Origin of the sequence: Streptomyces phyllanthi (assembly GCF_009377205.1) — a bacterium.
GTDB lineage: Bacteria > Actinomycetota > Actinomycetes > Streptomycetales > Streptomycetaceae > Streptomyces > Streptomyces phyllanthi.
Genome location: NZ_VJZE01000078.1, coordinates 1 through 21,529, shown reverse-complemented (window position 1 = coordinate 21,529; position 21,529 = coordinate 1). Strand labels below are relative to the sequence as shown.

20 protein-coding genes are annotated in these 21,529 nt (G+C 69.4%); 4 read left to right on the top strand and 16 right to left on the bottom strand.

What is annotated here, in order from left to right; genetic code table 11:
* Positions 1 to 10: 10 nt before the first annotated feature.
* From nuoK to FNH04_RS14220, 11 genes are all read right to left on the bottom strand, one after another.
* On the bottom strand, positions 11 to 310 hold the full coding sequence (nuoK, locus tag FNH04_RS14270; protein ID WP_322723043.1) for an NADH-quinone oxidoreductase subunit NuoK: 300 nt from the start codon (positions 308 to 310) through the stop codon (positions 11 to 13).
* Positions 307 to 1,125, bottom strand: coding sequence for an NADH-quinone oxidoreductase subunit J (locus FNH04_RS14265; protein ID WP_152784084.1), 819 nt, complete (start codon positions 1,123 to 1,125; stop codon positions 307 to 309). The genes nuoK and FNH04_RS14265 overlap by 4 nt, the downstream gene beginning before the upstream one ends.
* A complete protein-coding gene (nuoI, locus tag FNH04_RS14260) occupies positions 1,122 to 1,760 on the bottom strand; it encodes an NADH-quinone oxidoreductase subunit NuoI (RefSeq protein WP_152784082.1) in 639 nt (212 codons plus the stop codon). The genes FNH04_RS14265 and nuoI overlap by 4 nt, the downstream gene beginning before the upstream one ends.
* Positions 1,753 to 3,114, bottom strand: a complete 1,362-nt coding sequence (nuoH, locus tag FNH04_RS14255; protein ID WP_152784080.1) for an NADH-quinone oxidoreductase subunit NuoH — start codon at positions 3,112 to 3,114, stop codon at positions 1,753 to 1,755. Before nuoH ends, nuoI begins: the two co-directional genes overlap by 8 nt.
* Complete coding sequence (locus tag FNH04_RS14250; RefSeq protein ID WP_152784078.1) at positions 3,111 to 5,615, bottom strand: NADH-quinone oxidoreductase subunit G; 2,505 nt, start codon at positions 5,613 to 5,615, stop codon at positions 3,111 to 3,113. The genes nuoH and FNH04_RS14250 overlap by 4 nt, the downstream gene beginning before the upstream one ends.
* Positions 5,612 to 6,970, bottom strand: coding sequence for an NADH-quinone oxidoreductase subunit NuoF (gene nuoF, locus FNH04_RS14245; protein ID WP_322723042.1), 1,359 nt, complete (start codon positions 6,968 to 6,970; stop codon positions 5,612 to 5,614). The genes FNH04_RS14250 and nuoF overlap by 4 nt, the downstream gene beginning before the upstream one ends.
* Positions 6,967 to 7,815 carry an NADH-quinone oxidoreductase subunit NuoE gene (gene nuoE / locus FNH04_RS14240; protein WP_152784094.1) on the bottom strand — a complete coding sequence of 283 codons (849 nt, stop codon included), beginning with the start codon at positions 7,813 to 7,815 and terminating at the stop codon, positions 6,967 to 6,969. The genes nuoF and nuoE overlap by 4 nt, the downstream gene beginning before the upstream one ends.
* Positions 7,816 to 7,844: 29 nt before the next feature.
* On the bottom strand, positions 7,845 to 9,155 hold the full coding sequence (locus tag FNH04_RS14235; RefSeq protein WP_228031366.1) for an NADH-quinone oxidoreductase subunit D: 1,311 nt from the start codon (positions 9,153 to 9,155) through the stop codon (positions 7,845 to 7,847).
* 62 nt (positions 9,156 to 9,217) lie between these two features.
* On the bottom strand, positions 9,218 to 9,961 hold the full coding sequence (locus FNH04_RS14230) for an NADH-quinone oxidoreductase subunit C (protein ID WP_152784072.1): 744 nt from the start codon (positions 9,959 to 9,961) through the stop codon (positions 9,218 to 9,220).
* Complete coding sequence (locus FNH04_RS14225) at positions 9,958 to 10,512, bottom strand: NuoB/complex I 20 kDa subunit family protein (protein ID WP_055635348.1); 555 nt, start codon at positions 10,510 to 10,512, stop codon at positions 9,958 to 9,960. The genes FNH04_RS14230 and FNH04_RS14225 overlap by 4 nt, the downstream gene beginning before the upstream one ends.
* Positions 10,513 to 10,527: 15 nt before the next feature.
* Positions 10,528 to 10,887: an NADH-quinone oxidoreductase subunit A gene (locus FNH04_RS14220; protein ID WP_007383963.1), complete on the bottom strand. Its 360-nt coding sequence runs from the start codon at positions 10,885 to 10,887 to the stop codon at positions 10,528 to 10,530.
* Between the two features lie 714 nt (positions 10,888 to 11,601).
* On the opposite strand from FNH04_RS14220, the gene FNH04_RS14215 reads away from it, so the two are divergent.
* Positions 11,602 to 12,423, top strand: a complete 822-nt coding sequence (locus FNH04_RS14215; protein WP_152784070.1) for a C40 family peptidase — start codon at positions 11,602 to 11,604, stop codon at positions 12,421 to 12,423.
* A 380-nt stretch (positions 12,424 to 12,803) separates the two neighbouring features.
* Here FNH04_RS14215 and FNH04_RS14210 read toward each other — a convergent pair whose 3' ends face one another.
* Positions 12,804 to 14,108: a geranylgeranyl reductase family protein gene (locus tag FNH04_RS14210; RefSeq protein ID WP_322723041.1), complete on the bottom strand. Its 1,305-nt coding sequence runs from the start codon at positions 14,106 to 14,108 to the stop codon at positions 12,804 to 12,806.
* Positions 14,109 to 14,243: 135 nt separating this feature from the next.
* Here FNH04_RS14210 and FNH04_RS14205 point away from each other — a divergent pair, with 135 nt between their 5' ends.
* On the top strand, positions 14,244 to 14,753 hold the full coding sequence (locus FNH04_RS14205; protein ID WP_322723040.1) for a GNAT family N-acetyltransferase: 510 nt from the start codon (positions 14,244 to 14,246) through the stop codon (positions 14,751 to 14,753).
* A 93-nt stretch (positions 14,754 to 14,846) separates the two neighbouring features.
* Positions 14,847 to 15,185, top strand: coding sequence for a PASTA domain-containing protein (locus FNH04_RS14200; protein ID WP_322723039.1), 339 nt, complete (start codon positions 14,847 to 14,849; stop codon positions 15,183 to 15,185).
* 51 nt (positions 15,186 to 15,236) lie between these two features.
* Here FNH04_RS14200 and FNH04_RS14195 read toward each other — a convergent pair whose 3' ends face one another.
* The 4 genes from FNH04_RS14195 to FNH04_RS14180 form a co-directional block, all read right to left on the bottom strand.
* Positions 15,237 to 15,932, bottom strand: a complete 696-nt coding sequence (locus tag FNH04_RS14195; RefSeq protein WP_322723038.1) for a demethylmenaquinone methyltransferase — start codon at positions 15,930 to 15,932, stop codon at positions 15,237 to 15,239.
* 121 nt (positions 15,933 to 16,053) lie between these two features.
* Complete coding sequence (locus FNH04_RS14190) at positions 16,054 to 17,301, bottom strand: acyltransferase family protein (protein WP_152784065.1); 1,248 nt, start codon at positions 17,299 to 17,301, stop codon at positions 16,054 to 16,056.
* Complete coding sequence (locus tag FNH04_RS14185; protein WP_152784064.1) at positions 17,301 to 19,673, bottom strand: bifunctional polysaccharide deacetylase/glycosyltransferase family 2 protein; 2,373 nt, start codon at positions 19,671 to 19,673, stop codon at positions 17,301 to 17,303. The genes FNH04_RS14190 and FNH04_RS14185 overlap by 1 nt, the downstream gene beginning before the upstream one ends.
* Positions 19,674 to 19,692: 19 nt before the next feature.
* Positions 19,693 to 20,013, bottom strand: a complete 321-nt coding sequence (locus tag FNH04_RS14180) for a hypothetical protein (protein ID WP_322723037.1) — start codon at positions 20,011 to 20,013, stop codon at positions 19,693 to 19,695.
* Between the two features lie 459 nt (positions 20,014 to 20,472).
* Here FNH04_RS14180 and FNH04_RS14175 point away from each other — a divergent pair.
* Positions 20,473 to 21,529 (top strand): chitinase (locus FNH04_RS14175; RefSeq protein WP_152784062.1); only part of this gene is annotated, 1,057 nt, incomplete at its 3' end.

Here is a 21,529-nt window from a genome sequence, read left to right as displayed (position 1 = left end):
TTCCGACCCCTTACAGCTTCATCAGGCTGGCGTCGTCGACCGAGGCCGAGTGGCGGGCGCGGAACACCGACACGATGATCGCGAGTCCGACCACGACCTCCGCTGCGGCGACGACCATCGTGAAGAACGCGATGATCTGGCCGTCGAGGTTGCCGTGCATCCGGGAGAAGGCGACGAGCGCGAGGTTGCAGGCGTTGAGCATGAGCTCGACGCACATGAACACCACGATCGCGTTCCGCCTGATCAGCACACCGGTGGCGCCGATCGTGAACAACAGCGCGGCGAGATACAGGTAGTTGACGGGGTTCACTTCGATCCCTCCCCGCTGTTCGTGCGCTCCAGGCGGTCCTCGGCGCGCTGCTCCAGGGCCTTGAGGTCGCTCAGCGCCTGGGCCGACACGTCACGGATCTGGCCGCGGTCGCGCAGCGTCTTGCTGACGGTGAGGTCGGACGCGGTGCCGTCCGGGAGCAGGCCCGCGATGTCCACCGCGTTGTGCCGGGCGTACACACCGGGCGCCGGCAGCGGCGGTAGGTGCTTGCCCTCGCGGACACGCTGCTCGGCCAGCTCGCGCTGGGTCTTGGCGCGCTCGGTGCGCTCACGGTGCGTGAGCACCATGGCGCCGACGGCGGCCGTGATGAGCAGGGCGCCGGTGAGCTCGAAGGCGAACACGTACTTCGTGAAGATGAGGGCGGCGAGGCCCTCCACATTGCCGTTCGCGTTCGCCTGGCCCAGGCCGTCGAACTCCTTCAGCGAGGCGTTGCCGATGCCCGCGATGAGCAGGATGCCGAAGCCGAGGCCGCAGAGAAGGGCCAGCCAGCGCTGGCCCTTGATGGTCTCCTTCAGGGAGTCCGCCGCGGTGACACCGACAAGCATCACCACGAACAGGAACAGCATCATGATCGCGCCGGTGTAGACGACGATCTGCACGATGCCCAGGAAGTAGGCGCCGTTGGCGAGGTAGAACACCGCCAGGACGATCATGGTGCCGGCGAGGCAGAGCGCGCTGTGCACGGCCTTCTTCATGAACACGGTGCACAGGGCGCCGATCACGGCGATCGTGCCGAGCACCCAGAACTGGAACGCCTCACCGGTGGAGGTGGTGTAGGCGGCGAACTGCGTCATCAGCCGATCACCTTCTTCGACGCCGGCTCGTCCTCACCGAAGGTGGAGGCGCCCTCCTGGGGGACCTCGCCCTTGGAAAGGGCGACCTGAGGCTCCGTACCGGGCGCGGCCTCGGTGACGAGCCCCCGGTAGTAGTCCTGCTCGTCCATACCGGGGTAGATCGCGTGTGGGGAGTCGACCATGCCCTCTTCGAGGCCTGCGAGCAGCTGTTCCTTGGTGTAGATGAGGTTGGCGCGGCTGGAGTCGGCCAGCTCGAACTCGTTGGTCATCGTCAGCGCGCGCGTGGGGCACGCCTCGATGCACAGGCCGCACAGGATGCAGCGGGCGTAGTTGATCTGGTAGACGCGGCCGTACCGCTCACCCGGTGAGTAGCGCTCCTCGTCCGTGTTGTCCGCGCCCTCCACGTAGATGGCGTCGGCGGGGCAGGCCCAGGCGCACAGCTCGCAGCCGACGCACTTCTCCAGGCCGTCCGGATGGCGGTTGAGCTGGTGCCGGCCGTGGAACCGGGGGGCCGTGGTCTTCTGCTGCTCCGGATACTGCTCGGTCAGCCGCTTCTTGAACATGGCCTTGAAGGTCACGCCGAAGCCGGCGACGGGGTTCTGGAAACCCGGCTTGGTCTCCTTCGGCTTCTCAGCCATCGGACGCCTCCCTTCCACTCGAAGATCCGTCACTGTCAGTATCGGACCCGCCACTGACAATCAGCTCCCGCTCACTGCGCGGACGCCTCCGCGGCACCGGTGACGGGGTCTGTCCGGGCAGCGGCGGTACGGGGAATCCGCCGGCCATGGGGTCGAAGGCGGCGGGTTCGGCGGGCTTCTGCTCCGCCTCGCGCCGGTTGATGAACATGTCCGCCGCGGACGAGATCAGGAACAGGGCGAGGACGCCCGCGCCGACGTACAGCGCGATCTCGGTGAAGTCGTAGTTCTCGTTGCGCAGAGTCCGCACGGTCGCGACCAGCATCAGCCAGACCACGGAGACCGGGATGAGGACCTTCCAGCCGAGCTTCATCAGCTGGTCGTAGCGGACGCGCGGAAGCGTGCCGCGCAGCCAGATGAAGAAGAACAGCAGCAGCTGCACCTTCACCACGAACCAGAGCATCGGCCACCAGCCGTGGTTGGCGCCCTCCCAGAAGGTGCTGATGGGCCACGGGGCCCGCCAGCCGCCGAGGAAGAGCGTCACCGACACGGCCGAGACCGTCACCATGTTCACGTACTCGGCGAGCATGAACATCGCGAACTTGATCGACGAGTACTCGGTGTTGAAGCCGCCGACGAGGTCGCCCTCGGACTCCGGCATGTCGAAGGGGGCGCGGTTGGTCTCGCCGACCATCGTGACGATGTAGATCAGGAACGAGACCGGCAGCAGCACGATGTACCAGCGGTCCTCCTGGGCCTCGACGATCGCCGACGTCGACATCGACCCCGAGTAGAGGAACACGGAGGCGAAGGCGGCGCCCATGGCGATCTCGTACGAGATCATCTGCGCGCAGGAGCGCAGACCGCCGAGCAGCGGGTACGTGGAACCGGAGCTCCAGCCCGCCAGCACGATGCCGTAGATGCCGACCGAGGCGACCGCGAGGACGTACAGCATCGCGATCGGCAGGTCGGTGAGCTGCATCGTGGTGCGCTGGCCGAAGATCGAGATCTCGTTGCCGGCCGGTCCGAAGGGGATCACCGCGATCGCCATGAAGGCCGGGATGGCCGCGACGATCGGTGCGAGGACGTAGACCACCTTGTCCGCGCGCTTGACGATGACGTCTTCCTTGAGCATCAGCTTGATGCCGTCGGCGAGCGACTGGAGCATGCCCCAGGGGCCGTGCCGGTTGGGGCCGATGCGCAGCTGCATCCAGGCGACGACCTTGCGCTCCCACACGATGGAGAAGAGCACGGTCAGCATCAGGAAGGCGAAGCAGAACACCGCCTTGATGACGACCAGCCACCATGGGTCGCGGCCGAACATGGAGAGGTCTTCAGCGGCGAGAAAGGGGCTCATGCCTCCACCTCCTCGGGGGCCTCGGCGGCGAGCGTCGCGGGGCCGATGCGGACGAGTGCGCCGGGCAGTGCCCCGGTGTCGGAGGCGACACCCGCCTCGGCGGAGTTCAGTGGGAGCCACACCACGCGGTCGGGCATCTCGGTGATCTGCAGCGGGAACGCGACGGACCCGGCCGGGCCGGTCACCGCCAGGGCGTCGCCGTCCTTGACGCCCGCCTCGGCGGCCGTGGCGGCCGACACGCGTGCGCGTGCGGCGTGCCGTGTCCCGGCGAGCGCCTCGTCGCCCTCCTGGAGCCTGCCCTGGTCGAGCAGCAGCCGGTGCCCGGCCAGGACCGCCTCACCGGCGGCGGGGCGGGGCGACTGACCGGAGGACGCCAGGGGTTCGGAGGCCCGCGGCCCGTCCCACTTCCCGAGGCGGTCGATCTCCGCGCGCGTGGTGCGCAGATCGGGCAGCCCCAGGTGGACGTCCATGGCGTCGGCCAGCATCTGGAGCACGCGGCCGTCGGTGGGCGCGAGGCGGCGGGTCATCTGGTCGGGCTTGAGGGATGCCTCGAAGGGGCGTACCCGGCCCTCCCAGTTGACGAAGCTGCCCGGCTTCTCGGCGACGGCTGCCACGGGGAGGACCACGTCCGCGTGCTCGGTGACGTCACCGGGGCGCAGTTCCAGCGACACCAGGAAGTCCACCCCGGAGAGTGCCTCACGCGCGCGTGCCGGATCGGGAAGGTCAGTGACCTCCACGCCCGCCACCACCAGCGCGCCGAGCTTGCCGCCGGCGGCGGCCTCGATGATCTGTCCGGTGTCACGTCCGTAGCGGTGCGGGAGTACGGCGACGCCCCACACTCGGGCGACCTCGTCCTGCGCACGCGGGTCGGTGGCCGGGCGGCCGCCGGGCAGCAGTGACGGCATCGCGCCCGCCTCGATCGCGCCGCGCTCCCCGGCCCGGCGCGGAATCCACACCAGTTCGGCACCGGTCGCGGACGCGGCCCGTACGGCGGCGGTGAACCCGCCCTCCACTCCGGCGAGCCGCTCGCCGACGACGATCACCGCGCCTTCGGTGCGCAGCGCGTCGGCGGCCTTCGCCCCGTCCTCACTCAGACCGACCCGGCTCGCGAGAGCGTCCAGCCACTCGGTCTCGGTGCCGGGAGCGGCGGGCAGCAGCATGCCGCCGGCCTTCTCCAGGCCCCGGGTCGCGTATGTGGCCAGCGAGAACACCTTCTGTCCGTGTCCCCGCCAGGCCTTGCGCAGCCTCAGGAAGACGCCGGGCGCCTCCTCCTCGGCCTCGAACCCGACCAGCAGCACCGCGGGCGCCTTCTCCAGGGAGGCGTACGTGACGCCCGTACCGTCGAGGTCGTGTCCGCGGGCCGCGACCCGGGTGGCCAGGAAGTCGGCCTCCTCGCTGCTGTGCACGCGCGCGCGGAAGTCGATGTCGTTCGTGTCGAGGGCCACGCGCGCGAACTTGCTGTACGCGTACGCGTCCTCGACGGTCAGGCGGCCACCGGTCAGGACACCGGCGCGGCCCCGCGCCGCGAGCAGCCCCTGGGCGGCGGCCGCCAGGGCCTCCGGCCAGGACGCGGGCTCCAGTTCACCGGACTCGCCGCGGACGAGCGGGGTCGTCAGCCGGTCCGGACGCTGCGCGTACCGGAAGCCGAACCGCCCCTTGTCGCACATCCACTCCTCATTGACCTCGGGGTCGTGGGCGGCGAGCCGCCTCATGACCTTGCCGCGCCGGTGGTCCGTACGCGTGGCGCAGCCGCCGGAGCAGTGCTCGCACACGGAGGGCGACGAGACGAGGTCGAAGGGACGGGAGCGGAAGCGGTACGCCGCGGAGGTCAGCGCGCCGACCGGGCAGATCTGGATGGTGTTCCCGGAGAAGTACGACTCGAAGGGGTCGCCCTCGCCGGTACCGACCTGCTGGAGCGCGCCCCGCTCGATGAGCTCGATCATCGGGTCGCCGGCGACCTGGTTGGAGAACCGGGTGCAGCGGGCGCAGAGCACGCACCGCTCGCGGTCGAGCAGCACCTGCGTGGAGATCGGCACGGGCTTCTCGTACGTGCGCTTCCTGCCTTCGAAGCGGGACTCGGAGTGGCCGTGCGACATGGCCTGGTTCTGCAGCGGGCACTCGCCGCCCTTGTCGCAGACCGGGCAGTCCAGCGGGTGGTTGATGAGCAGGAGCTCCATCACACCCTTCTGGGCCTTCTCGGCGACGGCGGAGGTGAGGTGGGTCTTGACGACCATCCCGTCGGTGCAGGTGATCGTGCAGGACGCCATGGGCTTGCGCTGGCCCTCGACCTCGACGATGCACTGGCGGCAGGCGCCGGCCGGGTCGAGCAGCGGGTGGTCGCAGAACCGGGGGATCTCGATGCCGAGCTGTTCGGCGGCCCGGATGACCAGGGTGCCCTTGGGCACGCTGATCTCGGCGCCGTCGATCGTCAGCGAGACGAGATCCTCCGGCGGGACCGCCGCCTCTCCCCCTCCGGAGGGAGCGCTGGTGGTCACTGTCATGCGTTCACCTCCGCGTGCTTGTCCTGGTCGGCCCAGGCGGTGGACCTGGCCGGGTCGAAGGGGCAGCCCCGGCCCGTGATGTGCTCCTCGTACTCCTCTCGGAAGTACTTCAGGGAGGAGAAGATCGGCGAGGCGGCGCCGTCGCCGAGGGCGCAGAAGGACTTGCCGTTGATGTTGTCGGCGATGTCGTTCAGCTTGTCGAGGTCGGACATGGCGCCCTTGCCGGCCTCGATGTCGCGCAGCAACTGCACGAGCCAGTACGTGCCTTCGCGGCAGGGCGTGCACTTGCCGCAGGACTCGTGGGCGTAGAACTCGGTCCAGCGGGTGACGGCCCGGACGACGCACGTGGTCTCGTCGAAGCACTGCAGGGCCTTGGTGCCGAGCATGGAACCGGCCGCGCCGACGCCCTCGTAGTCGAGGGGGACGTCGAGGTGTTCGTCGGTGAACATCGGGGTCGAGGAGCCGCCCGGCGTCCAGAACTTGAGGCGGTGGCCCGGCCGCATCCCGCCGCTCATGTCGAGGAGCTGGCGGAGCGTGACGCCGAGCGGGGCCTCGTACTGGCCGGGCTGGGCGACGTGGCCGCTGAGCGAGTAGAGCGTGAAGCCCGGCGACTTCTCGCTGCCCATCGACCTGAACCATTCCTTGCCGTTGTTCAGAATGGCGGGAACCGACGCGATCGACTCGACGTTGTTCACAACAGTCGGGCACGCGTAGAGGCCCGCGACGGCAGGGAAGGGGGGACGGAGCCGCGGTTGTCCACGGCGGCCTTCGAGCGAGTCCAGCAGTGCGGTCTCCTCACCGCAGATGTACGCGCCCGCGCCCGCGTGCACGGTGAGTTCGAGGTCGAGTCCGCTGCCCAGGATGTTCGTGCCGAGGTAGCCCGCCGCGTAGGCCTCACGGACGGCCTCGTGCAACCGCCGCAGCACGGGGACGACTTCACCACGCAGATAGATGAAGGCATGCGAAGACCTGATGGCATAACAGGCGATGACGATGCCCTCGATGAGGCTGTGCGGGTTCGCGAAGAGGAGCGGGATGTCCTTGCACGTCCCGGGCTCCGACTCGTCGGCGTTGACAACTAGATAGTGCGGTTTTCCATCCCCCTGGGGAATGAACTGCCATTTCATTCCCGTGGGGAATCCCGCGCCGCCTCGGCCGCGCAGCCCGGATTCCTTGACGTACGCGATCACCTCGTCCGGTGACATCGCGAGCGCCTTGTGGAGCCCCTGGTACCCGTCGTGTCGTCGGTAGACGTCCAGCGACCAGGACCTGTCCTCGTCCCAGAAGGCCGACAGCACGGGTGCGAGCAGCTTCTCGGGGCTGGTGCCCCTGACCTCGGGTGCCAACGTCATCACTCCCCCTCCTCTGCGACAGGACCCGCCGGGTGGGCCGGGTCGGAGGCCGACGTGTCGTGCGGCGCGTCGTGCGAGCTGGCGTGCTCGGCGGGCGACGGCTCGTGCGGCGTCGCGTCCCGGGGCGCCCTGTCCTGCGGCTCGTCGTGGGGTCCGCCGTCCCGCGGATGCACCACGCGCGCGGGTGTGGCCTCTCCCTTGGCCAGGCGGAGGCCGATCAGCGAGGCGGGTCCGGCGCTGCCACTGGCCTCGACGGCGCCCTCCCGCTGGTCGGGGAAGCCCGCCAGGATCCGCGCGGTCTCCTTGAAGGTGCACAGGGGGGCGCCTCGGGTGGGCTCGACCTGCACCCCCTCACGCAGGTCGTCGACGAGCTGCTTCGCGCTGTCCACGGTCTGGTTGTCGAAGAACTCCCAGTTGACCATCACGACCGGCGCGAAGTCGCAGGCCGCGTTGCACTCGATGTGCTCCAGGGTGACCTTGCCGTCGTCGGTGGTCTCGCCGTTGCCGACGCCCAGGTGCTCCTGGAGCGACTCGAAGATCGCGTCCCCGCCCATCACCGCGCACAGGGTGTTGGTGCAGACGCCCACCTGGTAGTCACCGCTCGGCTTGCGCCGGTACATGGTGTAGAAGGTGGCCACCGCGGTGACCTCGGCCGTGGTCAGGCCGAGCACCTCGGCGCAGAAGCGCATGCCGGTGCGGGTGACGTGGCCCTCCTCCGACTGCACGAGATGCAGCAGTGGCAGCAGGGCCGAGCGGGAGTCCGGGTAGCGGGCGACGACTTCCGCCGCGTCCCGCTCCAGCCGGGCCCGCACGTCGTCCGGGTAGTCGGGCGCGGGCAGCTGGGGCATGCCCAGGCTGACGCCTTCGGGGGTGGTGGTCACCGGTCGACGCCTCCCATCACGGGGTCGATGGACGCGACGGCGACGATGACGTCGGCGACCTGGCCGCCCTCGCACATCGCCGCCATGGTCTGCAGGTTGGTGAAGGACGGGTCGCGGAAGTGGACCCGGAAGGGGCGGGTGCCTCCGTCGGAGACGACGTGCACCCCGAGTTCGCCCTTGGGCGACTCGACCGCCGCGTACGCCTGTCCCGGCGGGACGCGGAAGCCCTCGGTCACCAGCTTGAAGTGGTGGATCAGGGCCTCCATGGAGGTGCCCATGATCTTCTTGATGTGGTCCAGGGAGTTGCCCAGTCCGTCCGGTCCCAGGGCGAGCTGCGCGGGCCACGCGATCTTCTTGTCGGCGACCATGACCGGGCCGGGCTGCAGCCGGTCGAGGCACTGCTCGATGATCCGGAGCGACTGGCGCATCTCCTCCAGGCGGATCAGGAAGCGGCCGTAGGAGTCGCAGCTGTCGGCGGTCGGGACGTCGAAGTCGTACGTCTCGTATCCGCAGTACGGCTGCGCCTTGCGCAGGTCGTGGGGCAGGCCCGCCGAGCGGAGGATCGGGCCGGTGGCGCCGAGGGCCATGCAGCCGGCCAGGTCGAGGTAGCCGACGTCCTGCATACGGGCCTTGAAGATGGGGTTCCCGGTGGCGAGCTTGTCGTACTCGGGGAGGTTCTTCTTCATCTTCTTCACGAACTCGCGGATCTGGTCCACCGCGCCCGGCGGCAGGTCCTGGGCGAGTCCGCCGGGCCGGATGTACGCGTGGTTCATCCTGAGGCCGGTGATCAGCTCGTAGATGTCGAGAATGAGTTCACGATCGCGGAAGCCGTAGATCATGATCGTGGTGGCGCCCAGCTCCATACCGCCGGTGGCGATGCACACCAGGTGGGAGGAGAGACGGTTCAGCTCCATCAGGAGCACACGGATGATCGAGGCGCGGTCCGGAACCTGGTCCTCGATGCCGAGGAGCTTCTCGACGGCGAGGCAGTACGCCGTCTCGTTGAAGAACGGCGTCAGGTAGTCCATGCGGGTCACGAAGGTCGTGCCCTGGGTCCAGGTGCGGTACTCGAGGTTCTTCTCGATGCCCGTGTGGAGGTAGCCGATGCCGCAGCGGGCCTCGGTGACGGTCTCGCCGTCCATCTCCAGGATGAGCCGGAGCACGCCGTGGGTGGACGGGTGCTGCGGGCCCATGTTGACGATCAGGCGCTCGTCGTCGGCCCTGGCCGCGGTCTCGACGACCTCGTCCCAGTCGCCACCGGTGACCGTGTATACGGCGCCCTCGGTGGTTTCCCGTGCGGCTGCCATCGAAGAGGTGGTCCCGAAGGGACTCGATGAGGGGTGGTGGCCGGGTGACGGGTTGGGAGTGCTCATGAGTACGACCTCCGCTGGTCCGGAGCCGGGATCTGGGCGCCCTTGTACTCGACGGGGATACCGCCGAGGGGATAGTCCTTGCGCTGCGGGAAGCCCTGCCAGTCGTCCGGCATCATGATCCGCGTCAGCGCCGGGTGGCCGTCGAAGACGATGCCGAAGAAGTCGTACGTCTCGCGCTCGTGCCAGTCGTTCGTCGGGTAGACGGAGACGAGCGACGGGATGTGCGGGTCGGCGTCGGGGGCGGAGACCTCGAGGCGGATCAACCGGTTGTGGGTGATCGAGCGCAGGTGGTAGACGGCGTGCAGCTCGCGGCCCTTGTCGCCCGGGTAGTGGACGCCGGAGACGCCGGTGCACAGCTCGAAGCGGAGGGCCGGGTCGTCGCGGAGGGTCTGGGCGACCGCGACCAGGTACTCGCGCTCGATGTGGAAGGTCATCTCACCGCGGTCGACGACCGTCCTGTCGATGACGTTCTCGGGGACGAGGCCCTGTTCCTCCAGGGCGCCCTCGAGTTCGTCGGCGACCTCGTCGAACCAGCCGCCGTAGGGGCGGGTGGCCGGGCCCGGCAGCCGGACGGAGCGGACCAGGCCGCCGTAGCCGGAGGTGTCGCCGCCGTTGTTGGCGCCGAACATCCCGCGCTGGACACGGATCTCCTCGCCGCCCTCGCCGCGCTGGCCGGGGAGGTTGGAGGCACCGAGGTCCTTCTCGGGGTTGACCCCGTTCGTACCGTTCGCGTCGCTCATCGCAGCAGCCCCTTCATCTCGATGGTGGGGAGCGCCTTGAGCGCGGCTTCCTCGGCCTCGCGGGCCGCCTCCTCGGCGTTCACACCGAGCTTGGAGTTCTGGATCTTGTGGTGGAGCTTGAGGATCGCGTCCATCAGCATCTCCGGCCGCGGCGGGCAGCCGGGGAGGTAGATGTCGACCGGGACGATGTGGTCGACGCCCTGGACGATGGCGTAGTTGTTGAACATGCCGCCCGACGAGGCGCAGACCCCCATGGAGATCACCCACTTGGGGTTCGGCATCTGGTCGTAGACCTGCCGCAGTACCGGCGCCATCTTCTGGCTGACCCGGCCCGCGACGATCATGAGGTCCGCCTGGCGGGGTGAGCCGCGGAAGACCTCCATGCCGAAGCGGGCCAGGTCATAGCGCCCCGCGCCCGTGGTCATCATCTCGATGGCACAGCAGGCGAGGCCGAAGGTGGCGGGGAAGACGGACGCCTTGCGCACCCAGCCCGCGGCCTGCTCGACGGTGGTCAGCAGGAAGCCGCTCGGCAGTTTTTCTTCGAGTCCCATGATTGATAAGGCTCCTCAGTCCCATTCCAGGCCGCCGCGCCGCCATACGTACGCGTACGCGACGAAGACGGTGAGCACGAAGAGCAGCATCTCCACGAGCCCGAAAACACCCAGGGCGTCGAAGGTGACGGCCCAGGGGTAGAGGAAGACGATCTCGATGTCGAAGACGATGAAAAGCATCGCCGTCAGGTAGTACTTGATGGGGAAACGCCCGCCGCCGGCCGGCGTGGGGGTCGGCTCGATACCGCACTCGTAGGCTTCGAGCTTGGCCCGGTTGTAACGCTTCGGACCGATCAGCGTGGCCATGACCACGGAGAAGATCGCAAAGCCTGCCCCGAGGGCTCCCAGTACGAGGATGGGCGCATACGCGTTCACCGCTCCTCGCTCCTCTCAGTCGGCGCTGACTGCTGGCGGTTGCGTCGGACCTGTCACCGGCCCCACCGGTCCCACGAGCCCCGCCCGCCCCGGCGAAGATCGAGAACATGTGAAGCAGGTCACAAGCCCAACTGCCCCGCATCCTATGCCCGCCGGTCTGTGATCTGCGACACGGGGTACACCAAGGACTTTGTGATCTCCACCACCTGACGAACGATCATGAAGTCGGATGAGAGGTGATCTTCACACCCGAAGCGTCAGAGCGATCACCAGAAGTGACAATCTCGATCGTAGCCGCTGGTCACGAGGGTCGTCTCCATATCAAGAGGCTTCCCGTGCATGCAAATTCGCCGTGGACGCGGGCGCTTGATAGAGGGGTGCGCTCACACCTCCGAGGGAGGCGCGGCAGCGATATGGACACGTGCACGCGTTCACGAGCGCCGCGCGGTCCCGCTTCACGCACAGAACGCACTCGTCGCGGTGACGCTTCTGTGACCTGCGCCACACCCTGAGGGCCGCCAAAGAACCGGGCTTGGCCACCTGGCGTGACCAGTGGTAGGCCCAGAGCAATTCGGGCGTAACGACGAAAGCCCATGATCACAGGCTTGATCGACAGTGTCCGCAATGTCCGTTACGGCGTCAATAAGGAGCCGCGTGGAGGGTTTTCAGGGGGTGGATTGAACAACTGTGGCGCAGCACACGTTTCTTGAAGGTATGGAGGAGCCCCTGGTACCGGTTGTACCCATGTCCCACACCGCTCACATACGCAGCCACCGGAAACCCCGCCGCAGCGCGTCGAAGATCGCGATGCGCGCCGGTGTTGCCGGTGGCATTCTCGGCACCGTGGCAGTGGCCGGTGCGTCCGCGTCGGCGAACGCCGCGGAGCCCGTGACCCAGACGATCGAACTGCCCACGCTCACGTCCGACGTGGCCGCTCAGGTGGCCCAGTCCGCGGACACGATGCAGCAGGCCGCGGCGAACTACGAGCTCCAGGCCGAGCGTGACGCGGCCGCCGCCAAGGCGGCCAAGCAGGCCGAGGCGGACCTCAAGGAAGCGAAGGCGGAGGCCAAGAAGAAGGCCGAGGCCGAGCGGCGGGCCGCCGCCGAGCGCGCCACGCGCTCCGCCGAGCGGACCACCCTGACCTCGACGTCGGGCTCCACCGAGGCTGCGGCCCCGGCCAGCGGCAGTGTCGCGACGGTCATCAGCTTCCTCAAGGCGCAGGTGGGCGACGCCTACGTCATGGGCGCCACGGGCCCCAACGCGTGGGACTGCTCCTCGCTCGTCCAGGCCGCGTTCAGGCAGGCCGGCGTCGACCTTCCCAGGGTCTCGCAGGACCAGTCGACCGTCGGCACGGAGGTCTCGCTCTCCAACCTGCAGGTCGGCGACATCCTCTACTGGGGCGCGAAGGGTTCCGCGTACCACACGGGTGTCTACATCGGGGGCGGTAAGTACCTCGACGCGGCCAACCCCTCCAAGGGCGTCGTGATCCAGGACCTCTCCGGCTACCCGGCGACGGGTGCGGTGCGGGTTCTCTGAGCAGTTTCTGTCTCTGAGCACTTTCTGCAGGGTGAGGGCTACCGCCTCGGGGCGGTAGCCCTCACGCCGTTGCAGGGGCCCCACAGGCCCTCCGTCGGCCCTTTCCGGGGTCTGTTCCCCCGGCCTGCCCCTCCGGCGTTCCTCGGCGTGCCCTCCGGCGTACGGACGTACCGCTCGCAGGCGCGCCCGTTTCACTCACGCGCATGAACTCCTGCCGGTGTGCGGGCGCCGGTCCTCAGCCACGCCTTCCCGCGACCGGGCGGCGCAGCCGGTGAGTTCACCCTGCGCCCCCGAAGAGGCCGAACGCACGGGCCGTTCAGACCCGGCGCTCGGCCCCGGCCGCGGCTCGGCCTCTCGGCTCCCGAGAGGCCGGACGCCGCTCACGCCTTCGGCGCCACCTTGCTCAGGCCGTTGATGATGCGGTCCATCGCGTCGCCGCCCGTCGGGTCGGTGAGGTTGGCGAGGAGCTTGAGGGTGAACTTCATCAGAAGCGGGTGCGTGAGGCCGCGCTGGGTCGCCAGCTTCATGACCTTCGGGTTGCCGATGAGCTTCACGAAGGCGCGGCCCAGGGTGTAGTAGCCGCCGTAGGTGTCCTTCAGGATCCGGGGGTAGCTCTGCAGGGCGAGCTCGCGCTGGGCCGGGGTCGCCCGGGCGTGGGCCTGGACGATGACGTCGGCGGCGATCTGGCCGGACTCCATGGCGTAGGCGATGCCCTCGCCGTTGAAGGGGTTCACCAGGCCACCGGCGTCGCCGACCAGCAACAGCCCCTTCGTGTAGTGGGGCTGGCGGTTGAAGGCCATGGGGAGGGCCGCGCCGCGGATCGGCCCGGTCATGTTGTCCGGCGTGTAGCCCCAGTCCTCCGGCATCGAGGCGCACCAGGCCTTCAGGACCTCGCGCCAGTCCAGTTCCTTGAAGGAGTCCGAGGTGTTCAGGACGCCCAGGCCGACGTTCGACGTGCCGTCACCCATGCCGAAGATCCAGCCGTAGCCGGGGAGGAGACGGTCCTCGCCCGGGCCCCGGCGGTCCCAGAGCTCCAGCCAGGACTCCAGGTAGTCGTCGTCGTGGCGTGGGCTCGTGAAGTACGTACGGACCGCGACGCCCATCGGGCGGTCCTCTCGGCGGTGCAGACCCATCGCCAGGGAGAGGCGGGTGGAGTTGCCGTCCGCCGCCACCACCAGCGGCGCGTGGAAGGAGACCTCTCGCTTGTCGCCCGACCCGGCGTCACCGAGCTTCGCCGTCACGCCCGTGATACGGCCCGTCCGGTCGTCGACGATCGGCCCGCTGACGTTGCACCGCTCGTACAGCCGCGCGCCCGCCTTCTGGGCCTGCCGGGCGAGTTGCTCGTCGAAGTCGTCGCGCTTGCGGACCAGGCCGTAGTCCGGGTACGAGGCGAGCTCCGGCCAGTCGAGCTGGAGGCGGACCCCGCCGCCGATGATGCGCAGCCCCTTGTTGCGGAGCCAGCCGGCCTCCTCGGAGATGTCGATGCCCATCGAGACCAGCTGCTTCGTCGCACGCGGCGTCAGACCGTCGCCGCACACCTTCTCGCGCGGGAAGGCGGTCTTCTCCAGCAGCAGGACGTCGAGCCCGGACTTGGCCAGGTGGTAGGCGGTGGTGGAACCGGCTGGTCCGGCCCCGACGACGATCACATCGGCGGTGTGTTCGGTAAGGGGCTGGGGCTCGGTCACGGCGGGTTCTCCCCGAGTCTCGGATCAGCGTGCCGGAATCCGAGCCGGTGAAGACTCGAAATCAACGTGCTGACGGGCACTGGACATGGGCAGTCTATTCAGCGGTACCGATCACCCGGCTGAAGGGCTGCCCCTGTGAACAGAGCTCTCCCCGACGTACGGCTGCGCGTCCCCACCGACGAGGACGCCGTCGCCTGGCACCGGATCTTCGACGACCCCGAGGTCATGGAGTTCCACGGAGGCAGGTCCGCCGAGCTGTCCGTCTACGAGGAGCTCACCGCCCGTCAGCGACGCCATGACGCCGAGCACGGCTTCTGCCTGTGGACCATGCTCGACACGGAGGGCCGGGTCATGGGCTTCACGGGCGCCCAGCCGTGGCCGCACGACTGGGGTGGCGCGAAGGGCGAGATCGAGATCGGCTGGCGCCTCGCCCGGCCGTACTGGGGCAAGGGGTACGCCACCGCCGCCGCCCACGAGACACTCGACCGCGTACGCCGGGCGGGTGTTCCCAGCGTCATCGCGATGGTCGTCGCCGACAACAAGCGGTCCATCGCCGTGACCCAGCGCCTGGGCATGGAGCTGGAGCAGGTCTTCACCTCCCCGAAGTCACAGCGGGTCGGCCACCGATACCGACTCACCCTGTGACCCACGGTAGCCGTTCGCTACAGATAGACACCGACCGCTTCCGGCCGGTACGCCCCCGCGGTTACCCTGCCGGTACCGCTGGGGGTGACATCTGTGCGCATAACACCCAAGACACCCGAAGTGCGCGTACCGCGGCTCGTCGGTCTGATGGCCGTGGACGCGCGGGAGACGGCTCAGGCGCGAGGTGTACTGCTCGCCGCGCCCGACCGCCCCGACTTCCATCTGGCCGTCGTCGACTACGTCGTACGCCAGTACCCGTCACCGGGGACCGAGGTGCCGCGCGGAGCGGTGGTCACCGTGTGGTTCGACCTCGGTGAGGGTGAGGGCGGTGGAGGCGCCGGCGTGCGTGAGCCGCGCCGGGGCGGGCCGCCGCCGGGCGGCTTGCAGTGGGAGCTGGACGAGCCGGGGGATCCGTTCCCCGTGCTGAGGTAGGAACGGGGCGCCCGTCCCCGTACCGGGGTGGTACGGGATGCGCCGGCCCGGTTACGGCTGCTTGAACCCCCGGTGGAGCGCCACCACACCACCCGTCAGGTTCCGCCACGCCACCTGTTCCCAGCCCGCCTTGCGCAGCCGCTCGGCCAGGGCGGGCTGGTCCGGCCAGGCACGGATGGACTCGGCGAGGTAGACGTACGCGTCGGGGTTGGAGGAGACCGCGCGGGCCACCGGCGGGAGGGCGCGCATCAGGTACTCGGTGTAGACGGTGCGGAACGGCGTCCACGTGGGATGGGAGAACTCGCAGATCACCACCCGCCCGCCCGGCCTGGTCACCCGGTGCATCTCGCGCAGCGCGCTGTCCGTGTCCTGGACGTTGCGCAGCCCGAAGGAGATCGTCACCGCGTCGAAGGTGTCGTCCTTGAACGGGAGTTTCGTCGCGTCGCCCGCCGTGAGGGGCAGCCAGGGGTGCCGCTGCTTGCCGACGCGGAGCATCCCTAGGGAGAAGTCGCACGGTACGACGTACGCGCCGGTCCGGGCGAACGGCAGCGAGGAGGTGGCCGTACCGGCGGCGAGGTCGAGGACCTTCTGCGCGGGGCGCGCGTCCACCGCCTTCGCGACCTCCTTGCGCCATCGCCGGTCCTGGCCCAGGGACAGCACGTCGTTCGTGAGGTCGTACCGCTCCGCGACGTCGTCGAACATCGAGGCGACTTCGTGTGGCTGCTTGTTCAGGGATGCGCGGGTCACGGGCCCATTGTGGCAGTACGGGCCGGACGCACCCGCGCCCGGCCCGTCCGCGCGCCCTGCGGCACCGGCCCGGTCTCCGCATGCCTCCCTACCGGCACCGGCCCCGTCTCCACACGTCTCCCTACGGCACGAGTCTCGGCTTCCTCCGTGCCGCCACGTCCTCCACCCACCCGCACAGCAGCACGAAGCCGGCGATCAGCACCCAGCCGACGCCGAACATGAACCACTGGCTCTCCAGCGGCAGATACCTCTCGAAGGCGGGGACGTCCCAGAACCGGTCGATCAGCGGGACGGCCAGGACCAGCGCGATCTCGTGCCAGAGATAGAGGGTGACGGCGCGGGCGTTGAACACCGTCACCAGCCGGTCCAGCCGCCTGAGACGAGTGAGCCGGGAGAAGCCGACCGCGAACCGCTCCTTCGCGTACATCAGCAGCGTCACGAACCCGGCCGAGAAGAACGCCTGGGCGAGGGGGATGTCGTCGAGGTCGTACGTGCCGTACTCGGCCTGGTGCGTGAGCGCGTACCAGGCGCCGTACGCCAGCGCGGCGAGCGAGCCGGCGGCCACCGGGCCCGGCCTCAGCCTCCGCAGGACCCCGTCGCGGTGGGCGAAGCCGAGCATCCAGCAGAAGAGGAACGTGGCCAGGTCGGTCAGCGCGCTGCCGAACCGGTCGTCCGGTGGCCGCCACAGGAAGTGGAGGACCGCGATCGGGGCGAGGGAGAGCAGCAGCACCGGCACGGGCGCGAGCCGGAACACCCTCAGCAGCAGCGGCGACAGCACCACGAACCACAGATACGTCCGCAGGTACCAGAGGATGTCCCAGGCCTGCTCGCCCCAGGCGTTGCCCGGCGGGTCGCCCAGCGGGAGCACCCAGAAGACGATCTGCCAGCCCGGTATCCAGTCGTGGATCATCATCGCGACGACCACGAAGAAGCCCCAGAACCAGAACGGCGGCAGCAGACGGCGCACCCGGTCCCTGATCACCTTCGGTGCCGGGCGCTCCAGGGACTTCGCCATCAGGGTGCCGGCCAGGGCGAACATGACTCCCATGGAGGGGAACAGCATGCCCGCCCAGGGCCAGCCGAAGGTGTGGTACGTGACGACACGGACGAGGGCGACGGCACGGAGGGTGTCGAAGTAGCGGTCGCGCCCGGACGGTCGGGCCTTGGCCGGGCCGGCGCCCGGGGGCGGGGCCGGAGCCCTGGCCGGGTCAGGGACCGAGGCCGGAGCCCGGTCCGAGGCCGGAGCCCGGTCCGGGGTCGGAGCCCGGTCCGGGGTCGGAGCCCGGTCCGGGGTCGGCGGCGGGGCTCCGGCGGCGCTCGTACGCGCGCGGGCGGCGACCGTGGGACCGCCTCTGCGGTGCGAGCCCATCAGCCCGCCCCCGCCGGGGTCCCCACCTCACCCGTCCTCTTCAGCTTCTGCCAGCGCAGCCGGCCGCCGGTGAGGGCGGTGATGCAGGAGTGGATCAGGACCAGATACATCATCTGGCGGTACGCGAGCTGCTGGAGCGGAAGCATCAGCAGATACCGGTACTTCTCCTTGTCCAGCTTGAACGCGTAGGCCGCGCACACGAGTTGCACACCGAGGACGGCCAGCCAGGCGAGCAGGGACGCCTGGAAGTCGACGAAGATCATGGCGTACGCCGTGAAGACATCGATCAGTGGCGCGAAGACCGGTGTGAGGATCTGGAAGACGACGACGAGCGGCATGCCGACACGGCCGAAGCGTCCCGAGGGGCCCTTGTCCGTGAGGGACTTGCGGTGCTTCCACAGCGCCTGCATGGTGCCGTACGACCAGCGGTAGCGCTGCGACCACAGCTGCTTGAGGGAGCCCGGTGCCTCGGTCCAGGCGCGGGCGTGCTCCTGGTAGACGACCCGCCAGCCGGCCCGGTGCATGGCGATGGTGATGTCGGTGTCCTCGGCGAGGGTGTCCTCGCTCATCCCGCCGACCTCCAGCACGGCGTCACGGCGGAACGCGCCGATCGCGCCGGGGATGGTGGGCATGCAGCGCAGCAGGTCGTACATGCGGCGGTCGAGGTTGAAGCCCATCACGTACTCGATGTGCTGCCAGGCGCCGATCATGGTGTTGCGGTTGCCGACCTTGGCGTTGCCCGCGACCGCGCCGACGCCCGGGTCGGCGAAGGGCTGCACCAGCTGCCGTACGGTGTCGGGCTCGAAGACCGTGTCGCCGTCCATCATCACGACGATGTCGTAACTGGCGTTCCGTACGCCGTTGTTGAGGGCGGCGGGCTTGCCCGCGTTGGCCTGGCGGATGACCCGCACGTTGGGCAGGCCGAGGCCCGCCGCGATGTCCGCCGTACCGTCCGTGGAGCCGTCGTCGACGACGATGATCTCGATCGGATGGGTGCTCTGCGCGAGGGAGCCGAGGGTGTTGGCGATGCACTCCTTCTCGTTGTACGCGGGCACGATCACCGCCACGGGGCCGGTGATCGGCTCCCCCCAGCTGAACCGGCGCTTGTTGCGCTGCCGGTGGTGGCGGCGGGCGAGGACCAGCATCATCCCGAAGCGGCCCATGACGGCGACGCCGACGACGGCGAGCCCGACCGAGAGCGCCGGTACGGTCCACTCGGCGACGTACACGGCCGCGACGAGCGCCTTGCCCTCGTAGAGGGTCGCGCCGGTGGCTGTGCGGTGGGCGGCCTGGAGGTCGCCGGCGCCGTCGCCGCTTCGCGCACCACCCTGCGCGCCCTCAGCGCCCTGGACACCGCCCTGGGCGTCCTCCGCGCCCGGCGGCTGCTGACCGGCAGTCCCCGGGGTGGCCGCCTGCTGGTCCTGCTCCTGGCCCTGGCCCTGGCCTTGGCCCTGCTCCTGGCCCTCGCTCTGGTTCCCGCTCTCCTCCGCGCGCTGCTGCGCGATGGCGCCGCTGACGGTGGTGAAGGTGTAGCCCTTCGCCTGCATCTTCTCGATGTACGTACCGAGCGCCTTCACGGTCTGCGAGCGGTCGCCGCCCGCGTCGTGCATGAGGACCGACGCGCCCTCGCCGTCCTCCGGTGTGGCCCACTTGACGATCTTCTTGACGCCGGGCTTCTTCCAGTCGTCGCTGTCGGTGTCGACGAAGACGCTGGTGTAGCCCTCCTCGCCGAGCCTCTGGTAGACGGGCCAGCTGTAGTTGTCGATGGCGTCGACCTTGGAGGAGTACGGCGCGCGGAACAGCGTCGTCGTGATCCCGGCCGCACCCGCGAGCGCGAGCTGGGTCTGGGTCATCTCACGGGTGACGCGGGCGTCGCTCTGGTACGAGAGGTCGACGTGCGTGAACGTGTGGATGCCGATCTCGTGGCCCTGGTCGACCATGTCGTTCGCGATGTCCGGGTAGCGCGTGACCATCGAGCCGACGACGAAGAAGGTCGCCGGGACGTCGTACTTCTGGAGCACCTCGAGGATCTTCGGGGTCCAGGTCGGGTTCGGCCCGTCGTCGAAAGTGAGCGCGATCGTCCTGTCCGGCACGGACCGGGTCTGCGCCTGGCCGCCGCGGAAGGTGAGGATGGGCCCGCCGTCGAGGATGTCGTCGGGTACGTCGTCGGCGCCGGCTCCGGTGCGTACGCGCTCGTCGCCGCCGACCTCGGCGCGCAGATAGCCGTCGAGCAGCATCACGCTGGTCAGTCCGAGCAGCAGTAACAGGGCGAGGATCGCACGGGGTTTCTGGAGAGCGGCTGCCTTGCCGCGGGCCCGCTCGATCCTGGAGGGGGCGCGCCGGCGTCGGCGCGGGGGTGTCGTCGTAGTCATCGGGGTGTCCGCGCTCCGGTCAGTCGGCGTTGGCGGGGGAGGCCGTGCCGGCGGACACAGCGGGGGACGGGGCGGTGGAGGCGCCCGAGGGCGGGGTGCCGCCGGGGGCGCCCGAGGGGACGACACCGCCCCGGCCGCCCTGGAGCTGCGGGCCACCGGCCGGGGCGCCGGCCTGGCCGCCGCCACCGCCGAAGGGGAACAGCTCGGTCGGGGAGGCCGAGATGCCCCAGCCCATGAACGCCATGCCGAGCACGACGGCGTAGCCGAGGGACGCGACGCCGAGGAGCATGCCGATCCGGCGCAGCAGCCGGGCCCTGCGGCCGGAGTTGTCGACGAACACGGGGCCCTCTTCGGACCCGGCTCCCTGACCGCGTCGGCGGCGTCGGCCGCGGGCGGGTGCGGCGGCCTCGGGAGCGGCTCCCGGGGTGTGCGCGGAGCCTGAGTTTTCGATGGCGGACTCGTATTGCATTCCCCGGATATTAGGCAGCTTTTATGTGGCGGGTTCTCGGTTTCCCATGTGAGAAGCCCATGAGAAACGCCTTAACCTGTGGCCTTCCTTAGAGAATCCAAGAACGCCTGTGTGAGTGACCAGAGATGCTTATGACCCGTAATTTCCCATCCGATAGCCCGACTTGTCCACGTGCGGGCCATCTTTCCCATGAATCGCCTGCGCCCGAATGATCTTCATGAAGCACAGACACGTGTGATTCATTTCCCCTGGGGAAACAGTTCTTGTTTCCGCCCTGAGACACACATCACGGCCAATCACGAAACGATCACGAGAGCGGGTGCACGCGAAATGCGGAGTTTTCTGAGGTCGGCCGCCGGACTGGTCTGCCTGCTGGCGCTGGCCGGCACGGGCTGCTCCTCGGGCACGGAGGAGGACACCGACGCCGCGTCCACGGCGCAGGCCCAGCCGAAACCGAGCAGTACCGGCGGACCGGGTGATACCGGCGGTACGGGCGGTACTGGCGATACCGGCACGGGCGCGGAGTCGGCGACGGCGTACGCGCCCTATGTGAGCGCGACGACCGCGTCCGGTCTCGACTCGGCGGGCTCGGCGTCGGCGTACAACCTGGCGTTCGTGATCGCGGACGGCGACGACTGCACGCCGGCCTGGGACGGAAGGGCGAAGATCGGCGATTCCGCGGTGAAGTCCCGGATCTCGGCGCTGGCGGACTCGGGTGCGACGGTGCGGGTGTCCTTCGGCGGGGCGTCGGGCACGGAGCTCGCCGAGACCTGTGACAGCGCGTCCGAGCTGGCGGCGGCCTACGGGAAGGCGCTCGACGCGGCCGGGGCCACCGAGGCCGACTTCGATGTCGAGGGGGACGCGTTGCGGGACTCCGAGTCGGTGGAGCTGCGTTCGAAGGCGATAGCCCTGCTCCAGAAGGAACGCCCCGACCTCACCGTCTCCTTCACGCTGCCCGTCATGCCCTCCGGCCTCGGCGACGAGAGCGTGGCGCTGCTGGACTCGGCGAACGACAACTCCGTCCAGGTCCGCACCGTCAACATCATGACCATGAACTACGGCAGTTCGTACGACGGTGACATGGGTGACTACGCCGAGCAGTCCGCCGAGGCGGTCCACGACCAGCTCGCCGACATCTTCGACCTCTCGGACTCCGCGGCCTGGCAGGGGCTGGCCCTCACGTCGATGATCGGCCGGAACGATGTCGCGACCGAGACGTTCACCCTGGAGGACGGCGCCCAGGTACGGGAGTTCGCCGAGGAGAGGAAGATCGCGTGGGTGTCGATGTGGGCGGCGTTCCGGGACCAGCCGTGCGAGGGCGCTGCCGCTTCGTCGAAGAGGGCGCAGACGGACTGCAGCGGGGTCGAGCAGGAGGAGGGGGCGTTCG

Coding starts and splice junctions, on each gene's coding strand:
- nuoI (WP_152784082.1), bottom strand. CDS start 1,760: ATGGCTGAGAAGCCGAAGGAGACCAAGCCGGGTTTCCAGAACCCCGTC.
- nuoH (WP_152784080.1), bottom strand. CDS start 3,114: ATGAGCCCCTTTCTCGCCGCTGAAGACCTCTCCATGTTCGGCCGCGAC.
- FNH04_RS14250 (WP_152784078.1), bottom strand. CDS start 5,615: ATGACAGTGACCACCAGCGCTCCCTCCGGAGGGGGAGAGGCGGCGGTC.
- nuoE (WP_152784094.1), bottom strand. CDS start 7,815: ATGCCCCAGCTGCCCGCGCCCGACTACCCGGACGACGTGCGGGCCCGG.
- FNH04_RS14235 (WP_228031366.1), bottom strand. CDS start 9,155: ATGGCAGCCGCACGGGAAACCACCGAGGGCGCCGTATACACGGTCACC.
- FNH04_RS14230 (WP_152784072.1), bottom strand. CDS start 9,961: ATGAGCGACGCGAACGGTACGAACGGGGTCAACCCCGAGAAGGACCTC.
- FNH04_RS14225 (WP_055635348.1), bottom strand. CDS start 10,512: ATGGGACTCGAAGAAAAACTGCCGAGCGGCTTCCTGCTGACCACCGTC.
- FNH04_RS14215 (WP_152784070.1), top strand. CDS start 11,602: ATGGAGGAGCCCCTGGTACCGGTTGTACCCATGTCCCACACCGCTCAC.
- FNH04_RS14190 (WP_152784065.1), bottom strand. CDS start 17,301: ATGGGCTCGCACCGCAGAGGCGGTCCCACGGTCGCCGCCCGCGCGCGT.
- FNH04_RS14185 (WP_152784064.1), bottom strand. CDS start 19,673: ATGACTACGACGACACCCCCGCGCCGACGCCGGCGCGCCCCCTCCAGG.